The organism is Desulfitobacterium chlororespirans DSM 11544, assembly GCF_900143285.1.
In the GTDB taxonomy this organism is placed as follows: domain Bacteria; phylum Bacillota; class Desulfitobacteriia; order Desulfitobacteriales; family Desulfitobacteriaceae; genus Desulfitobacterium; species Desulfitobacterium chlororespirans.
In genome coordinates, this window is record NZ_FRDN01000009.1 from 198,775 (window position 1) to 224,432 (window position 25,658).

General features: G+C 47.7%; 31 protein-coding genes. 1 reads left to right on the top strand and 30 read right to left on the bottom strand.

Features of this window, described 5'->3' with window-relative positions:
• Nucleotides 1-5: 5 nt before the first annotated feature.
• From spoIIIAD to BUA14_RS15535, 24 genes are all read right to left on the bottom strand, one after another.
• Nucleotides 6-392: a stage III sporulation protein AD gene (spoIIIAD, locus tag BUA14_RS15420; RefSeq protein ID WP_005810912.1), complete on the bottom strand. Its 387-nt coding sequence runs from the start codon at nucleotides 390-392 to the stop codon at nucleotides 6-8.
• Between the two features lie 12 nt (nucleotides 393-404).
• A complete protein-coding gene (gene spoIIIAC, locus BUA14_RS15425) occupies nucleotides 405-602 on the bottom strand; it encodes a stage III sporulation protein AC (RefSeq protein ID WP_005810911.1) in 198 nt (65 codons plus the stop codon).
• Nucleotides 603-620: 18 nt separating this feature from the next.
• Nucleotides 621-1,130, bottom strand: a complete 510-nt coding sequence (locus BUA14_RS15430; protein ID WP_072773424.1) for a stage III sporulation protein AB — start codon at nucleotides 1,128-1,130, stop codon at nucleotides 621-623.
• Entirely contained in the window at nucleotides 1,127-2,212 is a 1,086-nt protein-coding gene (spoIIIAA, locus tag BUA14_RS15435) for a stage III sporulation protein AA (RefSeq protein WP_072773425.1), read from the bottom strand. The genes BUA14_RS15430 and spoIIIAA overlap by 4 nt, the downstream gene beginning before the upstream one ends.
• A gap of 290 nt (nucleotides 2,213-2,502) precedes the next feature.
• Nucleotides 2,503-4,161 (bottom strand): ribonuclease J, encoded by a 1,659-nt coding sequence (locus BUA14_RS15440; protein WP_072773426.1) that lies wholly within the window; start codon nucleotides 4,159-4,161, stop codon nucleotides 2,503-2,505.
• A 92-nt stretch (nucleotides 4,162-4,253) separates the two neighbouring features.
• Nucleotides 4,254-4,811: an elongation factor P gene (gene efp / locus BUA14_RS15445; RefSeq protein WP_005810907.1), complete on the bottom strand. Its 558-nt coding sequence runs from the start codon at nucleotides 4,809-4,811 to the stop codon at nucleotides 4,254-4,256.
• A 149-nt stretch (nucleotides 4,812-4,960) separates the two neighbouring features.
• Complete coding sequence (aroQ, locus tag BUA14_RS15450; RefSeq protein ID WP_072773427.1) at nucleotides 4,961-5,398, bottom strand: type II 3-dehydroquinate dehydratase; 438 nt, start codon at nucleotides 5,396-5,398, stop codon at nucleotides 4,961-4,963.
• Nucleotides 5,399-5,588: 190 nt separating this feature from the next.
• Nucleotides 5,589-6,155 carry a LysM peptidoglycan-binding domain-containing protein gene (locus BUA14_RS15455; protein ID WP_178371706.1) on the bottom strand — a complete coding sequence of 189 codons (567 nt, stop codon included), beginning with the start codon at nucleotides 6,153-6,155 and terminating at the stop codon, nucleotides 5,589-5,591.
• 21 nt (nucleotides 6,156-6,176) lie between these two features.
• On the bottom strand, nucleotides 6,177-6,680 hold the full coding sequence (locus tag BUA14_RS15460; protein WP_072773429.1) for a hypothetical protein: 504 nt from the start codon (nucleotides 6,678-6,680) through the stop codon (nucleotides 6,177-6,179).
• Nucleotides 6,673-8,145, bottom strand: coding sequence for a PilN domain-containing protein (locus BUA14_RS15465; protein ID WP_072773430.1), 1,473 nt, complete (start codon nucleotides 8,143-8,145; stop codon nucleotides 6,673-6,675). The genes BUA14_RS15460 and BUA14_RS15465 overlap by 8 nt, the downstream gene beginning before the upstream one ends.
• Nucleotides 8,146-8,171: 26 nt before the next feature.
• The gene (locus tag BUA14_RS15470) at nucleotides 8,172-8,933 is read right to left on the bottom strand and encodes a prepilin peptidase (protein WP_072773431.1); all 762 of its coding nucleotides are present in this window, start codon (nucleotides 8,931-8,933) and stop codon (nucleotides 8,172-8,174) included.
• 47 nt (nucleotides 8,934-8,980) lie between these two features.
• Nucleotides 8,981-9,469 (bottom strand): type II secretion system protein, encoded by a 489-nt coding sequence (locus BUA14_RS15475; RefSeq protein ID WP_072773432.1) that lies wholly within the window; start codon nucleotides 9,467-9,469, stop codon nucleotides 8,981-8,983.
• A gap of 33 nt (nucleotides 9,470-9,502) precedes the next feature.
• Nucleotides 9,503-10,726 carry a type II secretion system F family protein gene (locus BUA14_RS15480; protein WP_072773433.1) on the bottom strand — a complete coding sequence of 408 codons (1,224 nt, stop codon included), beginning with the start codon at nucleotides 10,724-10,726 and terminating at the stop codon, nucleotides 9,503-9,505.
• 13 nt (nucleotides 10,727-10,739) lie between these two features.
• Nucleotides 10,740-12,500 carry a GspE/PulE family protein gene (locus tag BUA14_RS15485; protein WP_072773434.1) on the bottom strand — a complete coding sequence of 587 codons (1,761 nt, stop codon included), beginning with the start codon at nucleotides 12,498-12,500 and terminating at the stop codon, nucleotides 10,740-10,742.
• The gene (locus BUA14_RS15490; protein WP_242954664.1) at nucleotides 12,493-12,954 is read right to left on the bottom strand and encodes a hypothetical protein; all 462 of its coding nucleotides are present in this window, start codon (nucleotides 12,952-12,954) and stop codon (nucleotides 12,493-12,495) included. Before BUA14_RS15490 ends, BUA14_RS15485 begins: the two co-directional genes overlap by 8 nt.
• Nucleotides 12,846-13,385: a prepilin-type N-terminal cleavage/methylation domain-containing protein gene (locus BUA14_RS15495; protein ID WP_072773435.1), complete on the bottom strand. Its 540-nt coding sequence runs from the start codon at nucleotides 13,383-13,385 to the stop codon at nucleotides 12,846-12,848. Before BUA14_RS15495 ends, BUA14_RS15490 begins: the two co-directional genes overlap by 109 nt.
• Nucleotides 13,386-13,424: 39 nt before the next feature.
• A complete protein-coding gene (locus tag BUA14_RS15500; RefSeq protein ID WP_072773436.1) occupies nucleotides 13,425-13,805 on the bottom strand; it encodes a type IV pilus modification PilV family protein in 381 nt (126 codons plus the stop codon).
• Nucleotides 13,802-14,140, bottom strand: a complete 339-nt coding sequence (locus tag BUA14_RS15505) for a type IV pilin cleavage/methylation domain-containing protein (protein WP_072773437.1) — start codon at nucleotides 14,138-14,140, stop codon at nucleotides 13,802-13,804. The genes BUA14_RS15500 and BUA14_RS15505 overlap by 4 nt, the downstream gene beginning before the upstream one ends.
• A 269-nt stretch (nucleotides 14,141-14,409) precedes the next feature.
• Nucleotides 14,410-15,492 carry a 3-dehydroquinate synthase gene (gene aroB / locus BUA14_RS15510; RefSeq protein ID WP_072773438.1) on the bottom strand — a complete coding sequence of 361 codons (1,083 nt, stop codon included), beginning with the start codon at nucleotides 15,490-15,492 and terminating at the stop codon, nucleotides 14,410-14,412.
• Complete coding sequence (locus BUA14_RS15515; protein ID WP_072773439.1) at nucleotides 15,473-16,096, bottom strand: shikimate kinase; 624 nt, start codon at nucleotides 16,094-16,096, stop codon at nucleotides 15,473-15,475. The genes aroB and BUA14_RS15515 overlap by 20 nt, the downstream gene beginning before the upstream one ends.
• A 1-nt stretch (nucleotide 16,097) precedes the next feature.
• Nucleotides 16,098-17,246, bottom strand: coding sequence for a chorismate synthase (gene aroC, locus BUA14_RS15520; protein WP_072773440.1), 1,149 nt, complete (start codon nucleotides 17,244-17,246; stop codon nucleotides 16,098-16,100).
• An 11-nt stretch (nucleotides 17,247-17,257) separates the two neighbouring features.
• The gene (locus tag BUA14_RS15525) at nucleotides 17,258-17,731 is read right to left on the bottom strand and encodes a prepilin-type N-terminal cleavage/methylation domain-containing protein (protein WP_072773441.1); all 474 of its coding nucleotides are present in this window, start codon (nucleotides 17,729-17,731) and stop codon (nucleotides 17,258-17,260) included.
• Between the two features lie 268 nt (nucleotides 17,732-17,999).
• Nucleotides 18,000-18,887 (bottom strand): shikimate dehydrogenase, encoded by an 888-nt coding sequence (gene aroE, locus BUA14_RS15530; protein WP_178371707.1) that lies wholly within the window; start codon nucleotides 18,885-18,887, stop codon nucleotides 18,000-18,002.
• Nucleotides 18,888-18,899: 12 nt separating this feature from the next.
• A complete protein-coding gene (locus tag BUA14_RS15535; protein ID WP_011460298.1) occupies nucleotides 18,900-19,430 on the bottom strand; it encodes a YqeG family HAD IIIA-type phosphatase in 531 nt (176 codons plus the stop codon).
• Between the two features lie 144 nt (nucleotides 19,431-19,574).
• Here BUA14_RS15535 and BUA14_RS15540 point away from each other — a divergent pair, with 144 nt between their 5' ends.
• The gene (locus tag BUA14_RS15540) at nucleotides 19,575-20,471 is read left to right on the top strand and encodes a phosphatidylserine decarboxylase (RefSeq protein ID WP_005810883.1); all 897 of its coding nucleotides are present in this window, start codon (nucleotides 19,575-19,577) and stop codon (nucleotides 20,469-20,471) included.
• 37 nt (nucleotides 20,472-20,508) lie between these two features.
• Here the strand turns inward: BUA14_RS15540 and BUA14_RS15545 are convergent, their stop codons facing one another.
• The 6 genes from BUA14_RS15545 to BUA14_RS15570 all read right to left on the bottom strand — a co-directional run bounded on the left by BUA14_RS15545 (nucleotide 20,509) and on the right by BUA14_RS15570 (nucleotide 25,613).
• On the bottom strand, nucleotides 20,509-20,844 hold the full coding sequence (locus BUA14_RS15545; RefSeq protein ID WP_072773442.1) for a branched-chain amino acid transporter permease: 336 nt from the start codon (nucleotides 20,842-20,844) through the stop codon (nucleotides 20,509-20,511).
• Nucleotides 20,841-21,602 (bottom strand): AzlC family ABC transporter permease, encoded by a 762-nt coding sequence (locus BUA14_RS15550; protein ID WP_018306746.1) that lies wholly within the window; start codon nucleotides 21,600-21,602, stop codon nucleotides 20,841-20,843. The genes BUA14_RS15545 and BUA14_RS15550 overlap by 4 nt, the downstream gene beginning before the upstream one ends.
• 74 nt (nucleotides 21,603-21,676) lie before the next feature.
• A complete protein-coding gene (locus tag BUA14_RS15555) occupies nucleotides 21,677-22,150 on the bottom strand; it encodes an Lrp/AsnC family transcriptional regulator (RefSeq protein WP_072773443.1) in 474 nt (157 codons plus the stop codon).
• A gap of 239 nt (nucleotides 22,151-22,389) precedes the next feature.
• Nucleotides 22,390-23,301, bottom strand: a complete 912-nt coding sequence (locus BUA14_RS15560) for a phosphate butyryltransferase (RefSeq protein WP_072773444.1) — start codon at nucleotides 23,299-23,301, stop codon at nucleotides 22,390-22,392.
• Nucleotides 23,302-23,304: 3 nt separating this feature from the next.
• Nucleotides 23,305-24,393, bottom strand: a complete 1,089-nt coding sequence (gene buk / locus BUA14_RS15565) for a butyrate kinase (protein WP_072773445.1) — start codon at nucleotides 24,391-24,393, stop codon at nucleotides 23,305-23,307.
• 41 nt (nucleotides 24,394-24,434) lie between these two features.
• Nucleotides 24,435-25,613 carry a thiolase family protein gene (locus BUA14_RS15570; protein WP_072773446.1) on the bottom strand — a complete coding sequence of 393 codons (1,179 nt, stop codon included), beginning with the start codon at nucleotides 25,611-25,613 and terminating at the stop codon, nucleotides 24,435-24,437.
• Between the last annotated feature and the right edge of the window lie 45 nt (nucleotides 25,614-25,658).

The following is a 25,658-nucleotide window of genomic DNA, read 5'->3' on the forward strand; positions in this document are numbered from 1 at the left end:
TCACCTCACGGCACAAGTCGCATAACGGACTCCAGTATCGCTACGATAATAGGAATCGCCAGAACTAAGACCCCTACCTTAGCGGCGATCTCAATTTTAGTCGCGAGAGCTTTTTCTCCCGCATCCCTGCAGATATCAGCACCAAATTCAGCCAGGTATGCGACTCCCACTATTTTCAAGACTATAATTAAATAGTAAGAGCTAATATTCGCCTGATCCGCAAGATTCTGCAGTAAATCAATGATGATTTTGATTTTGTCCAGAATCAGGGTAAAGATAATAACTCCGGTCAGTATGGTCAGTTGAAGGGCAATTTCTTTGCGCACTTCTTTTAGAACCACCCCGATAATGGCAACCACTAAAGCAATTCCTACAATCTGCCATATTTCCACATTCAGACCTCCCTAATAGATCTGAAATACACTGCGTACAAGGCTGAATAGGTCAGCCACAGCCTGAACGACAATATAAAGAACGACCACAACCCCTGCCAACACGGTAAGCTGAGCAATATCCTTGCGATTGGCCTGTTCCAGAACCATGACGAGAACTCCCACAAGGAGCCCGATTCCCGCTATTTTCATCACCATATAAAAATCCATAATCTCCACCTCATCTGCCTAAATTAAGAAGAGTACTCCAGCGGCTCCCCCCAAAAATCCGAGATAGGACCACATCTTGGCTTGTTTCTCCGACCATTGGGCTGCATGTTCTTTAACAAGGGAAACTTGTTGTTTGACCAGCTCGATTTGCTTATGCTGTTCCTGACGATCAGAGCGTCCCAGGCCTTTGCCTGCGTCTTTGATCACCTGCCAATCCTCATTTTCTAAACAAAAATTCTTCTTTTGCTGTTCAATCGTCTCATTCCAAGCACTATAGGCCCCTTCCCCCTTATCCAGCCGTCCTGATAATTCCGCAAAAAACCCGGACCATGCTCCATCGGTTCTATCCTTTAGAATGGCAAAGGCTTCCGGCAAGGGGGTATTTCCCCAAAAAATCTCCGTATCAAGAAGGGTCAGAGCCATCAGGCACTCCCGCAACTCCACCGGTCTTCTGCGGATGCGCGCGGCACTATAGAGTCCCAGACTTCCGCATCCCATAATCATCAAAAAAGCTCCCACCCAGATCAAAGAGCATCTCCCCCTAACCTTCCTTGGTGATCTCTATCTATTGGCTCTAAAACAATAATTTCTTCAACGGTTCCGGGTCCTTGGCGGCGACTGAGCACAACCACCCGTTCAAAAACCCCGAATTCGAACAAAGCCCTCAGGGTGGGACGTTTCAATGCTTCCTTCATAGTGGATGCGTGGGCGGTACTGAGAATTTTTACCCCCGTCCTCAAGGCATCCAAGACGGCTTCCACATCTTCGGGATGTCCCAGCTCATCCACCGCCACCACCTGAGGAGCCATAGAGCGAATGAGCATATTGATACCCATCCGTTTCGGACAACCATCCAGAATATCGGTACGGCACCCTAAGTTATAAGCAGGGATACCCTGCCACATACCGGCCAATTCCCTTCGTTCATCCACCACCCCTACGGTCTGACCCGGCAGGTTAAGTGCGGGGCTGCCGTCGCTGAGCCTGCGGATTAGATCCCTCAGCAAGGTGGTCTTTCCTGCCCGTGGAGGTGAAAGGATCAAAGTATGGTGCAAAGCTCCTTCTTTGGTTAAGAGCCTGGGTAAAATAAGCTCTGCCTTGCCCTCAACAGCTTTGGCCAGGCGGATATTTAAAGCTGAAATATGCTTCAGAGTCTGTACTTCCCCATGTTTCATGATGGCTTCACCTGTAATCCCAACCCGATGCCCTCCAGGCAAAGTGATAAATCCCTGTTTCATCTCTTCTTCGGCAGCATAGAGAGAGCTTTGAGTCATCCGTTCCAAGGCCTGTAAAACATCTTCACGCTGAACCCGATACCCTTTTTCCGCCGTAACAGCTCTGCCCTGTTCATCAATAAACAACTCTCTATGATGCCCCAGGATCAAAAGAGGCCGATCAATGCGCAAGCGAATCTCTTCCATATCTTTGAATGCTATATCATGAACCTGCAGGAAAATGCGAGCCAGATTGCTGCCAAACCAACGTTCAAAATCCTCCAAGGGCTTCTTCTCTGCCACTTTTCCCTGATTTATAGAAACAGCCAGGGATCTAGATTTGGGTTTGAGTTCAGGATTGGGGCTTATCGGATGTAAAGTATAGCGCAGCGACACGGCATTGTCCCCCTTTGTTAAAAAGGTATGTCTGTGCCTATAGTTTTAGACATGCTTTTCTTGCTTCCCGCCAAAAAACTTGTCCATGTGAATCAAAGAGGATAGGCCCCCTGATTCAACGCCATCCAAAATGCCCCATAGAAGCGTTTTTAAATTTTAGCCTGTATTAATCAAAAGAAGAGACCCGACTGCCTATCCAGGCTTATCGAGTCTCTTCGCTATTACAACAACTATCTTGATCTAATGGATAACTGTATCTATTCTCTTTATTTGATTCCCTTGATTCACCCTCAGAACTGCAACAACACCGGCAAAATCATAGGTCTTCTCCGAGTTCTATCCCAAAGGTACTGACTTAGAGATTCATGGATGGACCCGCGGAGAACCCCCCATTCCCAGCGTTCTTTGTTGATCTGAGTTTCGATACTGGCTGCGACGACCTTCTTCGCCCCTTCCACCAGCTCCTCAGCTTCTTTCATAAAGGTAAAGCCCCGGGAGATAATATCCGGCCCCGACACTAAAGTGGGGGGAGATCCTTTGCTAAGTGCCGCTACCACCACCACTACCCCATCCTGGGATAGCTGCTGGCGATCTCTTAGAACGATTTGCCCCACATCACCAATTCCCAATCCGTCCACAAAGACGCTGCCGGATTCTACCCGTTCAGCGCATTCCATCTTATCCGTATCGAGAAGAACACGGGTGCCAATCTGAGTGATGGCAATTTTTTTATCATCATACCCCATAAGATTGCCGATCTTGCGGAAAGCCGCTTGATGTCTTACTTCACCATGGTGAGGGATTAAGAATTTCGGCCGGGTTAAACGAATGATGAGTTTAATCTCTTCTTGATTGGCATGGCCGGAAACATGAACCAGTCCCATATCCTTGGTAATGACATCAGCGCCGATCTGGAACAGATGGTTAATTGTTCTGCCAATCAGTTTTTCATTGCCTGGAACGGGTGTGGCTGAGATAACGACAGTATCCCCTGCCGAAACATTCACTTGACGGTGACTTCCGGTCGCCATCCGTGTCAAAGCAGCCAAAGGCTCTCCCTGGCTGCCCGTAGTAAGGATAAGTAAACGGGATGGAGATATATCATTTACCGAACTGGTCTCAATCAGCATATCCGGATCAGGAAGGTGCAGATAGCCTAATTCTCTGGCAGTAGCCACAACCGCTTCCATACTGCGGCCGACCACACATACCTTCCGTTTAAGAAGAGCCGCTGCCTCAAGTGCTTGTTGAATGCGGTGGACATTGGAAGCAAAGGTAGCCATGATTATTTTTCCCTCGGCCCTGGAGAAAGCATCCATCAGAGTTTTCCCCACCACCTTTTCCGATATGGTAGAACCGCTGCGCTCGGCATTGGTCGAATCACAGAGCAGAGCCAACACTCCCTCCTGACCCCAGGCTGCCAATCTTCCCAGATCCATCTCCTGACCATCAATGGGGGTATAATCCACCTTAAAATCTCCGGTATATATCACCCGCCCCAGGGGAGTCAGAATACCATAACCTACAGCATCCGGTATGCTGTGGGTCACCCTGAATGCTTCAACCTGAAAGTCCTTTGCTTCGACAGGCTCTCCCGGTTCAATGACTCTCAACAAATTTTCCGGATAACCGCCCCGTTCTCTCAGCTTAGCCCTTACTAAACCCATGGTCAGCTTTGTACCGTAAACAGGAGCTTCTAGTTTAGGCAGAATGAAGGGCAGACCGCCAATATGGTCTTCGTGGCCATGGGTAATGAAGATACCCTGGATTTTCTTCTTGCGTTTCTCCAGATAAGTAATATCCGGTATGACAAGATCAATCCCTAACAGCTCATCATCAGGAAACTTGACCCCGCCGTCAATGACAATAATGGAGTCTCCATATTCAAAAACCAAGAGATTTTTGCCGATTTCACCGGTTCCCCCTAAAGGAATAATGCTCAATTTCATACAATAAAGAACCCCCTCTGGTACACCTTTCTAACAAAAGGTTTCCCTAAAGGAGGCATTATGATTCGGGAATCTATGCGGATGTGCTATCTTTAAGCCCTTTGGACATAGTTTCCTGTACGGGTATCGATGATTAATTTTTCCCCTTCGTTGACAAAGAAAGGAACTTGTACCACTGCACCGGTCTCTAATGTTGCCGGCTTGGAACCGCCCGTAGCTGTATCGCCGCGAACACCGGGTTCAGTATGGGCAACCTCAAGAATGACGGTATTAGGAAGATCGACGCCAATGACGGTGCCGTTGAAGAAGAGAATACCTAGGTTCATATTCTCTTTCAGATATTTAACCCCATCCCCGATTTGAGCCTCAGTTAAAGATGTCTGCTCATAGGTCTCATTGTCCATAGCCACAAAATGATCGCCGTCTTTATAAAGATATTGCATTTCACGACGCTCCACATGAGCCTTGGGCACCTTTTCACCTGCATTGAACTTCCGCTCAGTGATGCCGCCGGTTTTGACATTCTTTAATTTCGTTCTCACGAAAGCCGCACCTTTACCGGGCTTGACGTGCTGAAACTCAATAATTGTATACACATCGTTGTCCACTTCAATTGTTAAACCTGTCTTAAATTCATTGGATGAAATCATAATTATCCTCCTAAAATATTGATTTTTATACTGTTTAGCTTATCCCAATTGAATCAAATTTACCACTGAGGCAAAGCTTCCTATATCCACACAGAGGATAAGTCAGCTAAGCTTGTGAACAAGCAAGCTTCCTATATAATGAGCTTTCTCTACTTCTGTGTCAAGGCCTCCAGGGCATAATCCATAGCTAAGCTATAGCTTTTGCCACCCAAGCCGGAAATCTGCCCACGGCAGACAGGAGCAATGACAGAGGTCTTCCGGAATTCTTCCCGGGCATGGATATTGGATAAATGAACCTCAATAGCCGGCACCTGAACACCGATTATGGCATCCCGAACCGCATAGCTGTAATGAGTCCATGCCCCAGGATTAATAATCAAAAAATCATCCGGCCCCATGCTGTGAATCCACTGAATCAATTCCCCTTCGAAGTTGGTCTGCTCCACCTGTATAGGAATTCCTGCCGTATGAGCCTTATGTAGAAGTTCCTTGTTGATATCGTCCAGAGTCTGAGTCCCATACTTATCCGGTTCACGCCGTCCCAGTAAATTTAAATTAGGGCCATGAAGCACCCAAATCTTTCCCATCCTATTCACTTCCTTAACAGCACGTCATGCACCCCAAAATTTTATCATAATTTCGTTTTTTCTACCAGAGGCCACGACAAAAAAAACGTAGAGATCAGCCCTCTGCAGTGCTCTTTCCCTACGATCGGTATGAGCTTCTATTCTTAGAGAAAAGAATATATTTGGCGAACTAAGTTAGTAGTCTGAACAGCTAAAAGACAGGCCGATCCTGGCGCACATCGGAGTACAGCTCCCTGACTTGAGAAAGCTCCGGTGCATTATTTTGCTGAGCATTCTCTTGATTGCCCTGGATTGTGCCACCATTCTGGGCTTCAACACGGGGCCGATCGCTCATCAAGCGGGGAGAATGAATGAGATTAACATTGCTTAACATAATCTGTACTTCGCAGGGACCATAAATACCGCAAGGCTGAATCTTTCGTATTTCGGTTCTCGGTACTGTGAGATGAACTTCATGAGGAATTCTGCTTTCTCCTATCCGTTTGATTCTGAACTTTACTCCTTCGACTTCCATCTCTACCTCGTCAAGATGATCCCCCGAATACTCTACCCCCTGATGTGGTGTAATGACGGCATAATGCTCATTTCCCCCGGGATTCACCGTTCTGGGAAGGTAAACCTTTTGACCGATTTGCAGATAATCCGGGTTCAAGCCCGGATTCGCCAAGCTCCACTCCTCACAGGTTCCCCCCCATCTTTGGGCAAGCTGGTAAAAGGTATCTCCCGGTTGAATCACATAATCTTCCACAGGGTCCACCCCCTCTTACCCATCTTATGGTCAGGAGAGATTGTCAGGTTCAAAGAAAAATATCTTCAGCAGAATTTCTCCCTCATTCTCTTTTAAAACTGCTTCTTCCACATAAATACCACCTTCAGATATGCCTTCAATACGGGTTAATCCCCTCTCTATCCCTGACCACGCTCCTTGTACTTTTAAGCGAATTAATGCGAAATGGAGAAAAGAAGGATTAGCCTCCCCCTCAAAAACCCCTTCAAGATGATACGAACGTACAGCTAAATTTTCTTCCCTAAGCATCCTAACACATTCATCCATGACCAGAAGCAAATCATCCATCTGCCAGGGGTCTGAAGCCGTCTCCTTTACCGGGTTCTGCAGGATGAGCCCTTCCATATATTTTATCTCTTGGCGAAGGTCCCCAACCTCTTGTCGGCGAAGAACCAATGTCCCCCCGATTAAGCAGAGCAAAATCACCAGAATTATCAGGGCACTATGGCCGAGCTTGGGAAATTGTCTTCTCATGCTTTCTTTCGCTTTAATCATCTTCTTCAGCCTTCAAAACGAATTGAATCGGCATTCCCTCCCTAAATGAATCCTCTAATGAATCCCCCGCTGTTTGATATTTGGCCAGTTGAACCTTCCCCCATCCTTGGGCTTTAAGTTGCTGAAACATTCTTTGAACCTCCAGTGATTCCGTAGCAAGGCCTTGGATTAACAAAGTCCGGCCTTTAATCTCAATCCGTTCGAGGTAAATCCCCTCAGGTGCATAGGCTGTTAATTCCCTTATCTCCTGCCCAACCGCAGTAGGGTTCCCGATAATCCCCTCCCATGTTTGCTTTAGGGCTGTTTCCTTCTCCCTCTCCCAAGTTTGGTTGGCGGTTATTTCACTTAGTCGTTGAGCCTCAACCCGCAAGGTATCAAGGGTCTGTTGGGTGGATACAAGCATCCTCAAACCGCCTATGCTCACGAGCAATAGCACTCCTGCAACACCCCGCTTAATACGCTGTCTCTTCTTCTTTAGATTCTCTGTTCTCCAAAAATTATTCTGCCCTAATTTCTCGTCTTCAAGGGCCAACCCCAATACAGCAAGGTATTTTTCCGGGGCATAGGCTGCCAAGGCATTTAAAGTCTGCGAACCCCAAAAGGCATAAAATGCCTCATCCACTCCCTGCAAGACCGGAACCTTTCCGCGAACACCCTTAATGTATTCCCCTATTCTTTTCCCTATTTTTTCAGCCTCCCTGTCCTGACTCCATAAGATTCTCGTAAGCTCCATTTGGTCATGGGGTGAAGAAAGATAGAGCAGCATCCGATGAATCTCATGCTTCCATTCCCCCTCATCGAAATATTGAAGGGTGGGAGGAAAACTGCGAATTATCTCAGGTATCCCTCCTTTATAGAAGACATATTGAATCTGCCCTTCATCTTCCCGAAGAAACAGAGTATTTTCCTCGTGACCAAATCCCATTACCTTCCCCCAAGCCAGTTGGGAAAAGCATACCTTGTTAATCTCAAAGCCTGCTTTCCGGAAACAAAAAATGACTGGAGATAAAACTGAATTCCTTATTCCGGATAAAATCACCCTCAATCGCCGCAACGGCCCCTTTTCCTCGTCAAGAAAGTAATCATAAACCAATTCTTCTTCAGGAATAGGAATCTCTTCTTCCGCCAAATAGCGAAGGAGCCCGGTACGGTGCCCTTTTTTTACCCAAGGCAAATGATACTCACGGATGAACTGGTTCTGGAGAGGTAATCCGATGCCAACCTTTGGATTACGCGGCAATTGGAAATCTACCCTGCGTTGTTCCAGGTGACCTCTTAAAATCGACAGGAGAGTCTCCGGATAAAGCACTTTACCCTGCTTGATCAGCCCTTTAGGAAGAGGAGTAATTTCAAACTGAGCCGGTACCAAAGCCCTCTTATCCTTCCCTTTTTGGGTATACCAAAGCCAACGCAGTTCGTGATCGGTTAGCTCAACACAGACTCGACCTTGTCCGGCAAGCATCATACATCACCCCTTCCCAATAATCCATTTCAAAACAAAGAGTCATAAAAAGAAAGGATAATTTGTCCCCAAAAAAATACAGCCCAACCTCCCAGGACCAGATAGGGCCCAAAGGGAATCTGTTCCCTGAAACTTCTTTTTTTAAAGGAGAGCATGATAAGTCCGCCTATGGATCCTGTGAAGCTGGCAATGAAAATAGCTATCAAAACTTCCGGAAACCCTAAAAATGCACTCAGGCCGGCAATAAGCTTTATATCCCCTAAGCCCATCCCTTCAGGATAGAGCCGAGTAATCAGCCAAAATACTCCACCCACCCCCAGTGCCGTAGCAAGGCTTTCCCAACCCGATGGACCCTGGGGCAGCAAAAAGCCTGCCCCAATACCGACACCCAGTAAGGGGAGTGTGAAAACATCCGGCAGACGGCAGGTATCCCAATCAATAGCAGCAAGAGCTAAAAGCGTGGATAGAAAATAAAAGTTTACCCCCAACTGAAGAAATGAGCCGTTATGATTCATCCAGGCAGCATAAAAATACAGAACTCCATTAAGGACCTCAATTAAGGGGTAACGCCAGGAAATCTTCTCCTGACATTGAACACATCGTCCTCTCAGGATAAGAAAACTTAGGACCGGAACCAGTTCCCAAGGGCGAAGATTATGACCACAGGCAGTGCAGTGAGAACCTGGGCGAATTATAGACTTTTCCTGGGGAACACGATAAATCACCACATTTAAAAAACTACCGATGATCACCCCCCATATTCCGGATAATATACTGAGTTCAATTCCCACTCTTTTCGTCCTTTCTCATGGTAATGCTGATTTTTTAGCCATCCGGCTTAATTAGCGGAGCTCCAAAGCGTGTTGATTAAGTTTGCATCATAGACCCGTACCTCTGCGGCCGAGCCATCGGCAGTGAGGTAGAGCATAATGAGATGGGTCTGAACACCCTCCGGTATCGACCCATTGGCAGCCAATGTTCCTATACCAAAACCCTTTTTACCTTCAGCTGCTTCCTGTTGTGTGGTATCCACATTCAATTTAGCGATATAGTTAGGGATAAGTACAGGCGCAGAAATATTCCCATCTTTTCCTGTTACCTCAGTGGATTTGGGATACCTTCCGTTCTCCACCTGATAACGATCTAAAGCGGATTTCACTTGATGACCTGTAGCAATATCCGAGTTTCGCCGTGCCGCTTCCGAACTTGCATTTACCTTAGGAATGATGATTGCTGACAGCATAGCTATGATAAAGACCACCATTAGAACTTCGACTAGGGTAAAACCCCTCTGCGCGTTATCGCTGTTTCCCTGTCCAAAGTGCATTATATCCTACTCTCCTTTTATCAAAACTCTTTCTTATTGAAGGTGTGTCCCTATATCAAAGATGGGCAGCAGGACACCGATTGCCACCAGACCGATGATGCCTGCTAAAACCATGACGAGCAGCGGACCTACCAGGTGAGGCACTTGAGCCATCTGTTCCTCAAGCTCCATCTGAAACAGGCGGCTCAAGTGATACAGCATGGTGCTCAGCTGTCCCGATTCCTCTCCTACTTCAAGCATCCGTGCTGCATCCCCCGGAAAGTCGGATCTATCAGCTAGAACAGCTGTCAGCCTCTTCCCCGCCCGGGCCGCTTCCTCAAGATCCGCAACCACCCTTTTCATGGAGAAGGTCAGCACCGATCCGTGGGTCAACCTCAAGGCTTCCAGAAGAGGAATTCCTGCTTCCAGCAATGTCCCCAATACCTGTGAAAACTGCAGATAATCATAAAGCTGATAGACCCTGCCCAAAAAAGGCACCTTACTCAGCCCACCCCGCAGCCTTTCTCTCCAATCATGCGGGTGGCGAAGGCGGAGAAGGAGAACAGAACTCATTCCCACACTAAATACCCCTAGGACCAGAAAAGGTAATCCATGAGAAACCCGGAATATGACTTGGGTCAGAACCGGAAGCTCAGCATCCATGCTGAGAAAAATCTGTTCATATACAGGTAAAACAAGAAAGCTTAAAGCATAAATCAGCCCTATGGTCAGTACAAGCAAGAATACCGGATAAGTTAAGGCACCCTTGAGTTTGCGGCGATAAGTATGCTCCTCAAAAAGATCTCGGGAAAGATGAGCGAGAACTTCCGGCAATCTACCCGCACGTTCCCCGGCTTGGGTCATCGCCCGGATATAGGTGGTCGGGGGAGGCACCACAGAATCAAGTGCTTCCGATAATTCTGCTCCCGCTTCCAGTTGTTCCTTCACCTGTCCCCAGGCTAAGCGTGTTACTCGCCCCTTACTCTGCTTTTCCAAAATATCGATGGCTGGGAGCAATGGCAGACCAGCCTCTAAAAGAAGGGATAAGCGCTGTGTAATGCCGGCCCAAATCCTCAGCCGATCGCTTTTCTTACTCAAAAGTTCAAAATAGGAGAACAGAGCGAAAAGTCTGCTGTGGCGGAGACTAATTGACAGCGGATAATATCCTTTGCGAAATAAGCGGCTTCTGACCTCTCTCTCCTGCCGAACTTCCCAAATCCCTTCGAGGCGATTTCCCTCCTGATCCAAAGCCCTCCACGCAAAGCTGCGGTTTCTCATCGATCATGCCTCCCTATCTCACGATGCCGCTGGTTGAAGACCAGACTTCCTCCAGACTTGTTAAACCTTGGTGCACTTTGCTATAGCCATCTCTGCGCAGAGGGATCATTCCTTTGACTATAGCCTTGTCTTCAATCACCCTCGAGCTTTGGCCTTCTAACACTAAATCCCTGATCTCCTGATGGTAAAGCAGTAATTCGTGGATACCGATACGTCCGGAATAGCCGGTCCCCCGGCATTGTGGGCAGCCTTTTGCCCTAAAAGCCTGCCGGATGCTCTCCGGCAAATCCATGGCATCCCTTTCCCGGGGATCCAGATGCCAAGGCTCTTTACACTGTTCACAAAGGCGGCGGACCAAGCGTTGGGATAGAACACCTCTTAAAACGGCCGCCACCAAATAGGGTTCTATCCCCATATCCAAAAGGCGGGGAAAAGCTTCCGCAGCTGTGTTGGTATGCAAGGTGGATAAGACCAAATGGCCCGTCAAGGCCGCAGTAATAGCAATACGGGCCGTCTCCTCGTCCCGAATCTCCCCAATCATAATCACATCGGGATCCTGACGCAATATGGAGCGCAATCCTTGAGCAAAGGTCAGGCCGATCTTGGGCTGGACCTGAACGGATACGACACCAGGCACCTGATATTCCACCGGATCTTCGATGGAGACCAGATTAAGCTGCTCAGAAACGAGTTCTCTCAGTAAAGCATAGAGGGTAGTTGTTTTGCCGCTGCCGGTGGGCCCTACGACGAGAATAATCCCATGAGGCTCCTTGATTAAGCGTTGCATACTCTGTTCAATCACTCTGCTCATGCCCAAAGATGGCAAGGAGCGTTGGGCTGTATCCTGATCCAGAATACGTATCACGATTTTTTCCCCATGGATCGTGGGGAGACTGGATATTCGCAGGTCAATGGTCTTTCCGACGACAAAAAAACTGCTCCTGCCGTCTTGGGGCAGCCTTCGTTCCGCCACATCCATACCCGACATAATTTTAATTCTGGCCAGCACATTGCGGGCAACCCCCAAAGGAAAAGAGCGCTTAGTCTCCAGCTTCCCATCTACCCGGTAGCGCACCCGCATTACCGTCTCACCCGGCTCCCAGTGAATATCACTAGCGCCTAGTACAATGGCATCCCGAATCAGAAAATCCACCAACTGAATCGTTGGGGCATCCTTCCCTTCCTCAGAATCAAGGGTATTGATCCGCCCCATCCCTTTATCCTCTTGTGTATCCTGCCCACTGAGTTCAGCAATGCTCTTTTCCACAGTAAGATATTTCTTGATGGCCGTCACCACCTGAGCTTGATCAGCCAGCAGCGGCTCGACCTCAAAACCTGTTAATATTCGAATATTCTCCACACAACGATGGTTTCCCGGGTCAAACATGGCGACCTGTAGCATTCTATCTTTAAGCCCCACGGGAAGTGCACCATAACGCAAAGCAGCCTGTTCACTCAGCAGGGAAGCCGCCTTAGGGTCAATATCGACCTGGGTCAAATCCACTTTAGCCACACCCAAATATCCACCCAGTTCAGTAAGCAGTTGCTCCAAAGTAAGCGCTTTATGCCGGACAAGAATTTCTCCCAAACGGGCACCTGTTTCCTCTTGCTCATCTAAAGCCTTGGACAATTGACCCAAGTCAATTTTTTGTCGGTTGAGCAAATATTGACCAAATTCTACCTCAGGGGAGGTTTGTTGTTTCAGCTCTTCCCGAAAGCCCTCGTGTTCTCCAGCCTTCTTGCGGCAGTTCGTCCAAAAAGGTATCTTATTCATGCTCATGAATCTCCTGATACTTCATAATCAGCCACTCCTCATCAAGCTTTGCCAGTTCCGCCTTAAGTATCCGTTGAGCACGGCCATATTGAGCCAAAGAAGTTACAGTATAGTTTCTTTCCACGGCCAGGACATTGACCTTTACTGTACCCTCCCCGATGCTAATGGTTCCTCCCATAAAGGCCGGCTCTTTTTCCAGCATCACCTTAGCCCACTCAATACCGCCTTCAGCCCCGTAGATTGCTTGGCGTGAGTTTACTTCCCGCCGGACAATTTTATTTTCCGAATGGGCTTTCACATACATTTCCAGGCCATACGCCGAAAATGTGGCAAGGAGAATAAGGATTAAGAGGGTAATATACCCTGATTCACCCCGTCCCTTGCCCTTACCCTGATCCTGCCTTGCCAGTAAACTCTTTGCTTCCCTATCTGTCCTTGAAAGGTTATCGTCCACAGCCCTGACACCCCTTGAGTGCAACTCCAGTCCACAATCCCGCTGACTATCGGATTATGGGCACCTTTATGATAGCGATACAAATCTTTAACCCCGTCGTAATCTTTATCATCCAGATAATATTGGTCACTATAGGTCTCTCCGCTGGGGGTTACTGTCAATACCCATTTTCCCCGGTTGGTCCACTGAACCGACTCAGCTTCACGGATAGCATCACTCACCCATCTCCCGGCAGTAACCACCGCATAATGAGCTTCCATTTTATCTTTAAGGGTTTGGCTGATATTCCACTCTGCATAAAAGAATCGCAAGGCAACACCTAAGAGCATGCCGGTTATTAAAAGGGCAAATAAAACTTCTATCAAGGTAAAGCCTCTATCCTGGTCTACCCTGCCTGAACGCTCTTTTTGATTCCGCCGAATAGTTTGCATACCGATGTCCTCTCCCGCTAATTGGAGCTATTGGATTTACTACAAGGCATAAAGGCTTTCCAAGGTATAGCTCTGAACGCTCCCTTGTTCCAGCCAGGAAATCTCCACCTTAACTCTTAATAATTCATCGGGGATATCCCAATCAGAATAAACTCTCCAACGGAAAAATCCTTCTGACCCTTCCACTTCTCCGCCGGGGATACAGCTGCCTCTCTGGATGTTATCCCGCCAGGACTCCGCTCCTAAGGTTTCCATGATATTTTGGGCATGATTGGCCGCCTCGGTGAGACGAAGCGCCTGGTCAGCTTCACTTAAAGCCTTCTCGCTTAAACCATACAAAGCAGCAAAACCTACCGTAAAAAGAAAGAGGGCCAGCATCACATCCAAAAGAACAAAACCCTTTTCATTATAGTCATTCATGGGACGACTTTGCCTCGTTCATCCAGTTTATAACCTTCTTCATTATCAGTAGGTTTGATAAAATTTTGTCTGAGATAAGGTCCCCGCCAACCTTCTATTCCCGGAGGTGGTGAATATAAATCTGCCATTCCTTCAGGTAACCTTCCAGTATCCAGTCTGTATAGTTCCACTGCCCCCTCGATCAGCACTCGATTAGCTAAATCCGCTTGAGTAGAAGTGTGATTCTTAGCAGTGCCCCATCGAGGTGCTGCAATGCTGATGATTGCCATCATCAAACAAAGAATTAAAAGAACTTCCAGCAGTGTAAAACCTTTCTCTTTACATTGATTCTCCATAAAATTATCTCGTTCTCCTCAACTCAATGGTAAAATACGCCTATTCTGGATGCATCTATAATATTCTATCAATTCCATGAAAAATTCCTTCTTTAGAATTGTCTTTAGACAATCTTTATTTGATTTGGAGAAAATTTGTCTCATTTAAAGCTTTTTTTACTTATTTTAGGATCATTCGACTTTTAGCCTCGCCAAAGCCCTTAAGTCGAAGAGGCATTAAAAAACCACGACTCATTGCCGTGGTTTTTCCTTAGTTTGAAGTTAATTTCTCACTCAATAACCTTATCCCAAGCTCTTAGAATTTCCTCATCGTTGGCGTCACGAATCACGATCCCCTGCCCTATCCCTTTAGGTAAGACCAAAACTTTTTGCCCTTTGTAATTCTTTTTATCTGCTCCCATAAGATCGGTTAACACTCGGGGATTCTTACCTCTGCCAGTTACCGGCAAACCGAACCCTTTGAGAAGCTTAATCAAGCGTTCCACTTCTCCACTGCTCATCAGTCCCCGTTCTTGGGCCAGATGGGCAGCTGCTACCATGCCGATGCTGACACCCTGTCCATGGGTAATCCCTTGGTAGGCCACCTCAGCCTCAAGAGCATGACCAAAGCTATGCCCATAATTAAGAAACATCCTCTTGCTCTGTTCCGTCTCGTCCTCAGAGACCAGCCTGACTTTAACCGCCGAGGAGCGGGAAGTCAGTTCCTTGTATAACTCAGGCTTCCGCGCCATGATTTCTTCCCGGTGTTTTTCGATAAAGGAGAGAAGCCCTTCATCGGCAATGACAGCATGCTTGATAGTCTCTGCCAGACCATTAAGCATTTCTTCCCAGGGCAGGGTCTCTAATGTACTAAAATCTGTCCATACAGCCAGAGGCGGGTAAAAATCTCCCAGCAGGTTCTTGCCTGCAGCATGGTTTACCGCAACTTTACCGCCGATGCTGCTATCCACCATTGCCAGAAGGGTGGTGGGAATTTGGACATAACGCATTCCCCGCATAAAGACACTGGCGAAGAAGCCGGCCAAATCTCCGATAACCCCTCCCCCCAAAGCCAAGACCACGGTTTTGCGATCCGCACCGCAGGCAATAGCTTCACTGGTTAAAGCGCTGAGGCGGTCCAGGGATTTCTCATCCTCACCCTGAGGTACAATCAGGGTATTGACTATAAAGGAGCCTAGCCCTTTTTGCAAAGTATCCAGATAGTAATCGCCAACATTAGGGTGAGTAATCACCAGAAGATGTTCCCCAGCTCCTATGCGGGTGGTCAGATAGTCACCCAGCTCCTCCAGCCTGGCCCCCAGGAAAACAGGGTAGGGCTTCACGGAGACAACATCAATCCTCTGTCCTTGCATCCATAGAACCTCCTTCATATAGGCTGAATATCTCTTCAACCACTTGTTCAATTCCCTTATGAGTCGTATCGATAGTCCAATTCGCCTGGTTATAGATAGGTTGTCTCTTGGCCCACAGCTCTTCAACCACTTGGCGATCTCCTCTTAAAAGAGGGCGGTCGTTGCGATAGCCAATCCGTTTGTAGATCTCATCAAGGGGCGCATATAAGCCGATAATAATACCGCTTTGTGCCAAATCCCGCCAATTCTCAGCATTCAGCACAGTCCCTCCTCCTGTAGCAATAACATACCCTTTTTGTTCAGCCAGACGTTTCACCAACAGCCGCTCCTCCGAACGAAAACGGGTCTCGCCATGGCGACGAAAAATTTCCGATACAGTCATTTCCGTTAGTCTTTCGATCTCCAGATCCGTATCAATAAACTCCCGTCCCAGGAGCTTAGCCAAGCGCCTGCCCACAGTGCTTTTGCCGGTACCCATAAAGCCTACAAGCACAATATTATCATTATGAGCAGCGCCAGAGAATCCCTCCCCCTCCTCCAAAGCATCATTTTTAGAGGGATCTCCTTTAAAAGATGTGATTTCATAATCAAAAAAATTATTCATACTATTGCTCACTCACAAATCGTTTATAATCCTGCCAGGCTTTATTCAGCTCATCCCATGTGTCGGCAGGGAACTTTTCCAGAATGGCCTGAAGGATTTCCCAAGCCGCCACATGCTTAAGGACCACCAGAGCGGCGGGAACCGCACACACATCGCTGCGCTCTACACTGGCCTCCATAACTTCTTTCGTTTCCAGATTAACCGTTGACAAAGGACTGTATAAGGTAGGGATGGGCTTCATGACCGCTTCGATTATCACCGGTTCTCCATTGGTCATTCCGCCTTCAATTCCGCCGGCATTATTGCTATAACGATAATAACCCCGCCCTCTGTCATAACCGATGGGATCATGGACTTTGGACCCAAAGTGCTGGCCTGCCGTAAAACCCATGCCAAAGGCTACTCCCTTGATGGCCTGGACAGATAAAACGGCCTGAGCCAACCGGCCATCCAATTTTCTATCCCACTGGACATAGGAACCCAGACCCGGCAGCAGGTTCCGCACTTGGATCTGCAGCACTCCCCCTAAGGACTCCCCTTGGCTCCGAGCCTCTTGCAGCTGAGCATCTAACGCTTCTTCACCCTTGGGGTCTCCTACCTTCCACTCAGAGGCCTGGACCCGTTGCCAATACTCAGGGGTATCCTCGCTATCCATGTGGACTTTTCCTACGGATAGGACCTGTCCTCTTATCTCCACTCCTAAAGCTTCCAGAATCTGTACGGCAATATTCCCGATAGCCACCCGCATAGCTGTCTCCCGGGCACTGGCTCGCTCCAGAACATTGCGCACTTCGGTCCGATATTTCAAATATCCCGTCAAATCCGCATGGCCTGGTCGCGGTGTCATAACTTTGCGGCTTTCCAAATCCGCTTCATCACCCCAGGCCATAATTTTCTCCCAATTGGCCCAGTCCCGGTTGATAATCTCTAAGGCTATAGGAGCCCCTGTGGTTAATCCCCCCCGGACTCCGGAAAGAATCGTGATCTGATCCTTTTCAATTTTCATTCGTCCCCCGCGGCCAGGACCCTTTTGCCGCTCTTGCAGTGCTTGATCGATGGTCGCTTTATCTATCTTAGCCCCTGAAGGAACCCCTTCAAGGATGCCGACAAGCTTTGGTCCGTGAGATTCACCTGCTGTCAAATAACGCATACCTTGCCTCCTTACTTAATTTCTTCCCGAACCCTACCTGTAATCAAGGCAGTAATGACATTTCTGGTATGTTTTCCATTGGTTAAGGAAATACTGCCGGTCCTGCTCGGTCCCCCCAGAAAGACGGGGGAACCTTCCGCAGAAAAGCGTATATTGCTCGGTTGATTGGCGAAGCTTATTTTTTCCGGAAGGGTGATGGTTTTCTCCAACGTTCCTTCTCTGAAAATACGATAAGTATTATTGCTTGGGTAAAGGCGGATTTCATACCAGGTATTTTCAGCCATCGCCTTGGCCCTGGCATCCCGTAGTTCCTGAATGAGCTGGGTGCTGGCTAAAGACAAATTGCGGTTGTCCATCTGCAGCGGAAGCTTCACTAAAAGCACAAAGCCTACCCCTGCCAGAAGGGTCAGGACCAGAAGCACCTCAAGGAGGGTGAAGCCTTTTGTCTTATCCGGTTGGCCAGCTTCATCAAGCAGCCTTTTCATTTATGCTCACTCCCTCATCCCATCCGGGTCGCGTAGCTTCACGCACAACGGTCTCTCCATAGCTCCAGGGCTGGTTCACTCGCTTTCTTAATAGCTCCGCCAAACCTCCGGGTAATACCTGATGTGAACCGTGGCTCCGCTATGTTAAGAAAGCTTCGCTCACCCGACCGCCCCTCCGCTAAATCCGTCCTCTTTTGTGCGCAAAGCTACTGCTTACGGGTCTTTTATGTGTGAAACTTACTGCTTGCGGTTCTAATCAAAGTAGACGTCAACCGGTCAAAGCCTGATACAAAGCCTTCCTCATAGATTCTACAGGCGCCTTATCCTCCAGCCAGAATTCCCAGGCATTAACTCCTTGATAAAGAAGCATATCGATTCCATTGACAATTTTGCAGCCCAAGGCTTTCGCCTCCTGTAGAAAAGGAGTCTCCCAGGGATTAAAAATGATGTCCACTACCAAAGCACCCGGCCGTATTCCTTCAAGGGAAAAAGGATATTCTTCCTTTTTTAGCCCTATGCTGGTGGTTTGGATCACGCAATCCGCCTGAGCCAGCCAGGCTCCCCTTCCCCATTCCTCCTGGTGCGCTTGTCCGCCCCACTCCAGTACTTTTCCCACCAACTCCGCCCCCCGCTCAGGAGTGCGGTTCATGATGCAAAGCTGGGCTTGAAAAGGCGCCAGGGCCATAGCAATCCCCTTGGCGGCACCTCCGGCTCCTAAGATAACGATTTGTTGTCGCTCATCTAACTCCATATGTTCCTGCAGGGAACGAACGAAGCCGGAACCGTCGGTGTTATGGCCGATCAGCCGACCCTTGTCCACTTTTACGGTGTTCACAGCGCCTGCTCTGACCGCCTCTTCTGTCAGTTCATCCAGAAAAGGAAGAATGGTTTCCTTATGGGGAACGGTTACATTCCAGCCGCTGAAGCCCAGAGCCTTAAGACCCAATACGGCCTCTCCCAAATCCTCAGGGCTCACCTGGAATTTTTGATAATCTGCAGCTAAGTTTAAAGCCTTATATCCGGCATTATGCATCACCGGAGATAAGGAATGAGCAATCGGATCGCCAATCACTGCAAAATGCTTTACCAAGCCTACACCCCCAAAGCTTTTGGATAGCACAACGGAATGGTTTTCCCATTCCGTTATCGTCATCATACAGTTCCTCGTTTAGCGTACCTTTGTACCATGGGGCTCCGACGTTTCATAACGCTTCATCAACCAGACCAATACTCGCTCCATTCTACGCAGGAGCCGTGTACCGATAAATTCCCGATCATTGATGGGGAGAACTAAAATCGTATACATTTCCATACGATTCCCGCCAAGGATATCCGTAAACAGTTGATCCCCAATGACAGCGGTATCCGAAATCCCGGTACCCAAAACATTCATTCCTGCCTGAAAAGCCCTACGACGTGGTTTCGTTGCCCGAAAAACAAAAGGTATTCCTAAACGCTCTGCTACAACGGCCACCCGTTGCTTGCGCTTATTATTGGATACGACACATGCCTGAATCCCTGCCACTTTAAGTTTCTCAAACCATTCCACAACCTTCGGTCCAACTTCCAAGTCATTCCAGGGCGTCATCGTGTTGTCAAGATCTATAATAAGCCCGCGAATACCATTCCTTTTCAAAACATCCATGGGTATACTATCCAATGAATCTGCCTGAAAAGTCGGCTTGAAGAGATCAAACATAGTGTCCTCCCCACATGGCATTTTTTACTTATTATATCCCAGAGTTCTACTCTGGGCAAGTTAAATGGAAGAGGGCTTTAGAAATAACCTCTGGTGAAATGTGAAAAAATATCATAAAATGTCCTGTATAGGAGTTGAACACATTTGATTAAATATTATGATCGCAAAACCCAAACTTATCAGATCGAAAAAGTGGCTGGGGAGAAAATGATTCGCTGGACTTATTCTTCTCCTGTGGGGATGAGACTATTGGAAACGGTGGTCAAAAAAAGGATGTGCTCCAGCTTTTACGGCTGGTATCTTGATCGGCGCATCAGCCGGCGCAAGATCCACCCTTTTGTTTGCAAATTTGATTTGGACTTATCCATTGCCGAGAAAAACCTCAAAGATTTTTCTTCATTTAATGATTTCTTTTACCGTAAGCTAAAACCATCAGCCCGTTCTATCGACCCCTGTCAAGACTCCCTCATCTCTTTGGGGGATGGTAAGTTGCTGGCCTACGAAGACATTAACTTGGACTGCTTGGTCCAGGTTAAAGGCCTTACTTACAGTCTTAAAGAACTGATTAAAGACCCGGAGACGGCTTCAAAATACAAGAGAGGCACCTGCTTGATTCTACGGCTATGCCCCACGGATTATCACCGTTTTCATTTTATCGACAGCGGTATCTGTGAACCCTCTCACCGTATTAAAGGCTCTTACTACTCCGTTAATCCGGTGGCTCTGCAGAAGGTAGCCAAGCTTTTCTGCGAGAACAAAAGGGAATGGAGCATTTTCCATTCAGACCATTTTGGAGATATTCTCACCATCGAAGTAGGCGCTACTTTTGTGGGCTCCATCATTCAGAGCTACACTCCCCACCAACCGGTGGCCCGGGGAGATGAAAAAGGTTATTTCAAATTCGGCGGTTCCACGGTTCTGCTCTTTTTCGAAGAAAATAAGATTAAGATCGATCCCGATATTGTTGAACAGACAAAATTAGGCTATGAGACTTATATTCTTTTCGGAGAAAAAATCGGTGTCCGCCATAAGGGCCGATAATTTACTCATACCGTGGCGTTATCAGCAGCGGATGGCCTCAGGTAAATACGAATTGCACCAGGGCCATATAGAGCACCGTTCCTCCGCCGATGCTGAGCAGCACATTGTTTTTCCACAGATGAATAAAGATGATAAACCCGATGGCAATCCCTTCCGGCAGCCCATAAGGAGCAGCCAGGAGGGATACATTTTTTAGACAATAGATAATCAACATAGCAATAGCAGCGAAGGGAATCACCTGACCAAGGTAAAGGATAAAAGCCGGCGTCTCCTTATGTGAAGGGAATAAAAGAAAGGGCAGCCCTCTGGTGAGAATTGTTCCCAGAGCGATCACTGCGATGATAACAAGGGACTGTTGGCTGGTAAGTATCATACTTGCTCCTCCTTGATAGCCATGGGAGTCGTTTCTGCCCCATCAAGTATGGACACCCGAGCCGACTTATAGAGGTTCTCCAGCGGCTTTCTGAACAGGAAAAGGATCCCAATGATGGCAACCATGGCGGGAATAATAAAATGTTCCGGTCCAAAGACCCATAAACAAAGCACTGAAGCGCCGAGGCCGATTAGAGCCGGAGCATGCTGCTTCTGGGACTTCCATTGTTCCAGAAAGATCACCACAAACAGAGCTGTCATCACAAAGTCTATCCCTTTCGTATTAAAAGACACCATGGACCCTAATATGCCGCCCAGGGCACAAGCAGCAATCCAGTAACTATGATTGAGGATCGTCACAAAAAACATGAACCAGCCACGATTTACTCCCTGGGGAGGATTCGTGGCACAAAGAATGGAGAAGGTCTCATCCGTAAGCCCAAAGACTAAATAAGGCTTTTTCCTTCCCGCTTCGCTGTACTTGCCTAAAAGAGAGAGACCGTAAAACAAATGCCTGGCATTCACCATCAAGGTCATAATAAAAGCATTTAAGGGATTAAAAGCCATGGTCAGCAGATTAATCGCCACATATTGCATAGAGCCGGCATAAATAAAAACACTCATCAGGATGGCCCAGCCAAAATGATAGCCCTTACTGTTCAAAAGAATCCCAAAGGCCATACCAAGAAATAAGTAGCCGGTCATTACCGGCAATGTATAGGGAAACGCCGCTTTCAAGGCTTTGATCTTATCCTGCATACTGGGTTGCTCTCCTCCTCTGCTCTTTCCATTCAACTCCATAGGCAACTCATACCTACTTAAAAAAATCGCCCCTAATCTTGATCTATAGGTATGGTTAACGTGCATTTATCTCTGTTCATGACAATACTGGTTTCTACTTTATCCACCCCCGGAATAGCCATAATGGTGTCGATGATAAAATCCCGAAAAGTAGCAATGTCCTTCGCCACCACTTTTAAAAGAAAATCCCGGCTGCCCGTCACTGTATAGCATTCGAGAACATTAGGGATTTCATTAATCGTCGCCAAAAAATGGTTGGCAACCTCTCTATTGAGAGGAGAAAGATTCACCATCGTGAAGGCAATTAACTCAACGCCAAGCTTTTTCTCATCGACAAAGGCAGTATATTGCTTAATGACCCCTTGTTCTTTTAAGTTTTTTGTCCGTGTTAAACAGGCCGAGGGTGATAAGCCAATCTTCTTCGATAGTTCCAAATTTGAGATAGAGGAATCTTCCTGCAAAGCATGGATAATGGCTTTATCCTGAGTGTCAAGATTAACTTCCAATTTAATTCTCCTTTTATAAAAATAACAAAATAAAATTCTAAATTACTATTTATATACTATATATTATTCTTTTCATTCTGACAAGCATTATCTGACAGCAGCGCTATAAATTGTGACAATAATACTATAAATCATGACAGCTGCCATTAAAGAAAGCTGCCCTAAATCATCGGGCAGCTTTATGCTTTACAAGCTATATACTGATCATCCAGCCTCTTTGCGTCAAAGCCTTTTCTGAATTATTCATTGCTTCCCGCCTTAAAAGCGGCAACACGAGAAGCGCACAAGATGGAAAGGAATTTAGATTCCGGAGTATCCGCACGACTGGGCAGAATGATCGGTGCTTTTGCTCCAAAGACTAATCCGGCTGAACGAAAAGAAGCTAAACAGGTGGCTGCTTTATAGATGGCATTTCCCGTCTCAATATTTGGCACCAAAAGGATATCCGCCTGCCCGGCTACCTCACTTCCCCGGATGCCTTTATGCTCGGCCCTTTCCACATTGACGGCGTTATCAAGGGCAAAAGGCCCATCCACCAGGCAATCTTTAATCTGGCCCCGGCGATTCATCTGAGTGAGTATAGCAGCATCTAAGGTTGAAGGTATATCGGGATTAACCACCTCAAGAGCAGAGAGGGCCGCAACTTTGGGCTGCTCTACACCTAAGGCCCGGGCCACTGTCACTGCATTTCTGATGATATCCGCTTTTTGCTTGATATCCGGGGCGATGTTCATTCCTGCATCGGTAATCAACAGCAGCCGATTTAAACTCGGAACTTCAATAATGGCAATATGACTAAGGGTTGAGCCCGCCCTTAAGCCCTTCTCTTTATCCAGCACAGCTTTGAGGATCTCCGCCGTTTGCAGCATGCCCTTCATGAGCAGATCGGCTTGACCTTCACGAACCAGATTGCTGGCATATAGGGCAGCTTTCCTGAGATTGGGTTCATGAACAAGGGGGCTGTCTGCAAGATCGATGCCCATTTCCTCAGCATAGCGGCGTATTTTTCCTTCATCTCCTACCAATATAGGCAAGGCCGCTCCCAGCTCCTTAGCCTTAAAAACTGCTTCTAAAACAGGTTTATCGTGGGCCGCGGCTACGGCAATCCTTTGGGGTGGCTTCAATACTTCAGATAAAATTCTAGCGAACATTCTCTATCTCCTTACTCCATAATGCTTAACCTTTTCCCGCCCGGTCAGTACAGCAAAAGCTCCCTCAGCCATAGCCTGCAATTCATCCTCACCCGGGTATACCGTAACCGGAGCCATTTTCCTTACCCGCTGGTCAATCAATTGGACAAACCGCCGGCTATAAGCCAATCCTCCCGTTAGTATGATTCCCTCCACTTCTCCCTCGAGAGCGGCAGCCATAGCCCCAATTTGCTTGGAAACTTGATAGGCCATGGCCTCCACTACCAATCGGGCATAGTCATCCCCTTGGTCGATTCTTTTCTCTGCTTCCCGCAAATCATTGGTTCCCAGAAGCATTTGCATCCCGCTCTTGGACATGACCTGGGTAAAAATAGTTTCCTTGGTGTAGAGTCCGGAAAAGCACAGCTCGATAACAGCCGATACGGGTAATCCACCTGCCCGTTCCGGCCCAAAAGGACCATCCCCGGCCGAAGCGTCATTGACATCGATGGTTCGTCCATTCTGGTGGGCACTGACTGAAATGCCCCCGCCCAGGTGAGCCACAATCAGGCGGCTCTCTTCATATCTCTTTTGGTTCTCTCTGCAAAACCGCTTTGCTATATATTTGGAATTAAGGGCATGAAAAATGCTGCGCCGCGCAATAGCTTTGATTCCCGTAAGCCTGGCCTGAGGAATCATTTCATCGATGGTCACCGGGTCCACCACATAAGCGGGAATGGATAGTTGCCGGCCTATTTCATAAGCAATGACTCCACCTAAAGAAGAAGCATGACGCATAGACTCCTCACTTGTTAAATCATGAACCAGATGTTCATCAAGCAAATACGTTCCGGATTCTAAAGATTTGACCATACCACAACGGCCGACCACAGCCTGCAGGGAAGTCATGGGAATGCCGGATTCCTGCACAGAGTTCAGGACAAATGCCCTGCGCAACTCCTTCTGCTCCATAATACTGGCATAGCCCTCCAATTCAGCACGGTGATAGCGAACGGTTTTATCAAATACACAGGTTAAATTCTCATAAATCCCGATCTTTGTAGAAGTAGAGCCTGGATTGATGACTAAAATCCGAACTGCAGGTTCCGCCAATCCTATTCCTCCTCAATTTTGCCGATACAGAGATGATTGAACTAAATTGCCTCCACTACGACTGCCATAGCCGGTCCTCCTCCGGCGCAAAGAGATGCACAGCCATACTGATTGCGGCGGCGCTTCATTTCCTGGACCAAGGTCAAAATAAGACGGGCACCGGTCATCCCTACAGGATGGCCCAGGGAAATTCCTGAGCCATTGACATTGACCTTATTCAAATCCAGCTTCAGTTCCCGGTTACAGGCCAGGAATTGAGCAGCAAAGGCTTCATTGATTTCCCAGAGGTCAATATCTTTGGTATCCATCCGGGCAAAGTTCAGAGCACGCTTAACAGCCGGTACCACACCAAACCCCATGATTTTAGGATCCACGGAAGCAGAAGCCGTGGCCACAATCCGGGCCAAGGGCTTAAACCCCAGCTCCTGGGCCTTTTCCCCGGACATCAGCAGCAAAGCCACCGCCCCATCATTGAGACTAGAGGCATTCCCCGCCGTCACCGTCCCCTCTTTTTGGAAAGCCGGCCTCAGCTTGGCAAAGCTCTCCAGCGTGACATCTTCACGAGGGTGCTCATCCTCAGCAATAAGGCGGGTTTCTTTCTTGGTTACGATCTCCACCGGGACAATCTCTTCTTTAAATTTTCCCTCTTTCAGAGCCCGACAGGCCCGCCGATGGCTTTCCAAAGCGTGCTCATCCTGCTCTTCCCGGGAAATGCCGTACATCTCCGCCAGATTCTCGGCTGTAATCCCCATATGATAGTTATAGAAAGCGTCAATCAGAGCATCATACAGCAAACCATCGTGAAGGGTATCGGACCCCATCCGATAGCCTTCGCGAGCCTTGAGCAGGAGATAGGGCACATTGGTCATGCTTTCTATTCCCACAGCAGCTCCAATCTGGATCTTCCCCAGCATAATTTCTTGGCTTACCATCTCTGTAGCCCGCATGGATGAAGGACATTGCTGATTGATAGTGGCCGCCACTGTTTCTACAGGACAACCGACTCCCATAGCCACTTGACGAGCGGGGTTCCCTTTACATCCCGCCTGATAGACATGGCCGGCTATCACCTCTTCTATCTGAGCCGGCTCAAGGTTGGATTTCTGAAGCGCCCCCTTCAGAGCAATCATTCCCAAATCCACGGCCTTAAAATCTTTAAGTGCTCCATTGAAATCCCCAATAGGTGTTCTGGCACCGCTCACGATAACTACATCTTGCATCAATAGACCCCTCCCTTTTTCATCCTCGGTACTGTTATGGCTATC

Bases quoted from the DNA above. Each gene is read 5' to 3' on its own strand.
- BUA14_RS15500 (WP_072773436.1), bottom strand. From the start codon at position 13,805: ATGAATGACTATAATGAAAAGGGTTTTGTTCTTTTGGATGTGATGCTG.
- aroB (WP_072773438.1), bottom strand. From the start codon at position 15,492: ATGCAAGGACAGAGGATTGATGTTGTCTCCGTGAAGCCCTACCCTGTT.
- BUA14_RS15560 (WP_072773444.1), bottom strand. From the start codon at position 23,301: ATGTTCGCTAGAATTTTATCTGAAGTATTGAAGCCACCCCAAAGGATT.
- BUA14_RS15550 (WP_018306746.1), bottom strand. From the start codon at position 21,602: ATGCAGGATAAGATCAAAGCCTTGAAAGCGGCGTTTCCCTATACATTG.
- BUA14_RS15515 (WP_072773439.1), bottom strand. From the start codon at position 16,096: ATGAATAATTTTTTTGATTATGAAATCACATCTTTTAAAGGAGATCCC.
- BUA14_RS15525 (WP_072773441.1), bottom strand. From the start codon at position 17,731: ATGAAAAGGCTGCTTGATGAAGCTGGCCAACCGGATAAGACAAAAGGC.
- BUA14_RS15475 (WP_072773432.1), bottom strand. From the start codon at position 9,469: ATGCACTTTGGACAGGGAAACAGCGATAACGCGCAGAGGGGTTTTACC.
- aroC (WP_072773440.1), bottom strand. From the start codon at position 17,246: ATGCGTTATTTGACAGCAGGTGAATCTCACGGACCAAAGCTTGTCGGC.
- BUA14_RS15440 (WP_072773426.1), bottom strand. From the start codon at position 4,161: ATGAAATTGAGCATTATTCCTTTAGGGGGAACCGGTGAAATCGGCAAA.
- BUA14_RS15485 (WP_072773434.1), bottom strand. From the start codon at position 12,500: ATGAATAAGATACCTTTTTGGACGAACTGCCGCAAGAAGGCTGGAGAA.
- aroQ (WP_072773427.1), bottom strand. From the start codon at position 5,398: ATGGGAAAGATTTGGGTGCTTCATGGCCCTAATTTAAATTTACTGGGA.
- spoIIIAC (WP_005810911.1), bottom strand. From the start codon at position 602: ATGGATTTTTATATGGTGATGAAAATAGCGGGAATCGGGCTCCTTGTG.
- BUA14_RS15460 (WP_072773429.1), bottom strand. From the start codon at position 6,680: ATGATTAAAGCGAAAGAAAGCATGAGAAGACAATTTCCCAAGCTCGGC.
- BUA14_RS15465 (WP_072773430.1), bottom strand. From the start codon at position 8,145: ATGATGCTTGCCGGACAAGGTCGAGTCTGTGTTGAGCTAACCGATCAC.
- BUA14_RS15505 (WP_072773437.1), bottom strand. From the start codon at position 14,140: ATGGAGAATCAATGTAAAGAGAAAGGTTTTACACTGCTGGAAGTTCTT.
- BUA14_RS15480 (WP_072773433.1), bottom strand. From the start codon at position 10,726: ATGAGAAACCGCAGCTTTGCGTGGAGGGCTTTGGATCAGGAGGGAAAT.
- BUA14_RS15495 (WP_072773435.1), bottom strand. From the start codon at position 13,385: ATGCAAACTATTCGGCGGAATCAAAAAGAGCGTTCAGGCAGGGTAGAC.
- BUA14_RS15545 (WP_072773442.1), bottom strand. From the start codon at position 20,844: ATGATACTTACCAGCCAACAGTCCCTTGTTATCATCGCAGTGATCGCT.
- efp (WP_005810907.1), bottom strand. From the start codon at position 4,811: ATGATTTCATCCAATGAATTTAAGACAGGTTTAACAATTGAAGTGGAC.
- BUA14_RS15535 (WP_011460298.1), bottom strand. From the start codon at position 19,430: ATGTTTGATCTCTTCAAGCCGACTTTTCAGGCAGATTCATTGGATAGT.
- BUA14_RS15570 (WP_072773446.1), bottom strand. From the start codon at position 25,613: ATGCAAGATGTAGTTATCGTGAGCGGTGCCAGAACACCTATTGGGGAT.
- aroE (WP_178371707.1), bottom strand. From the start codon at position 18,887: ATGATGACGATAACGGAATGGGAAAACCATTCCGTTGTGCTATCCAAA.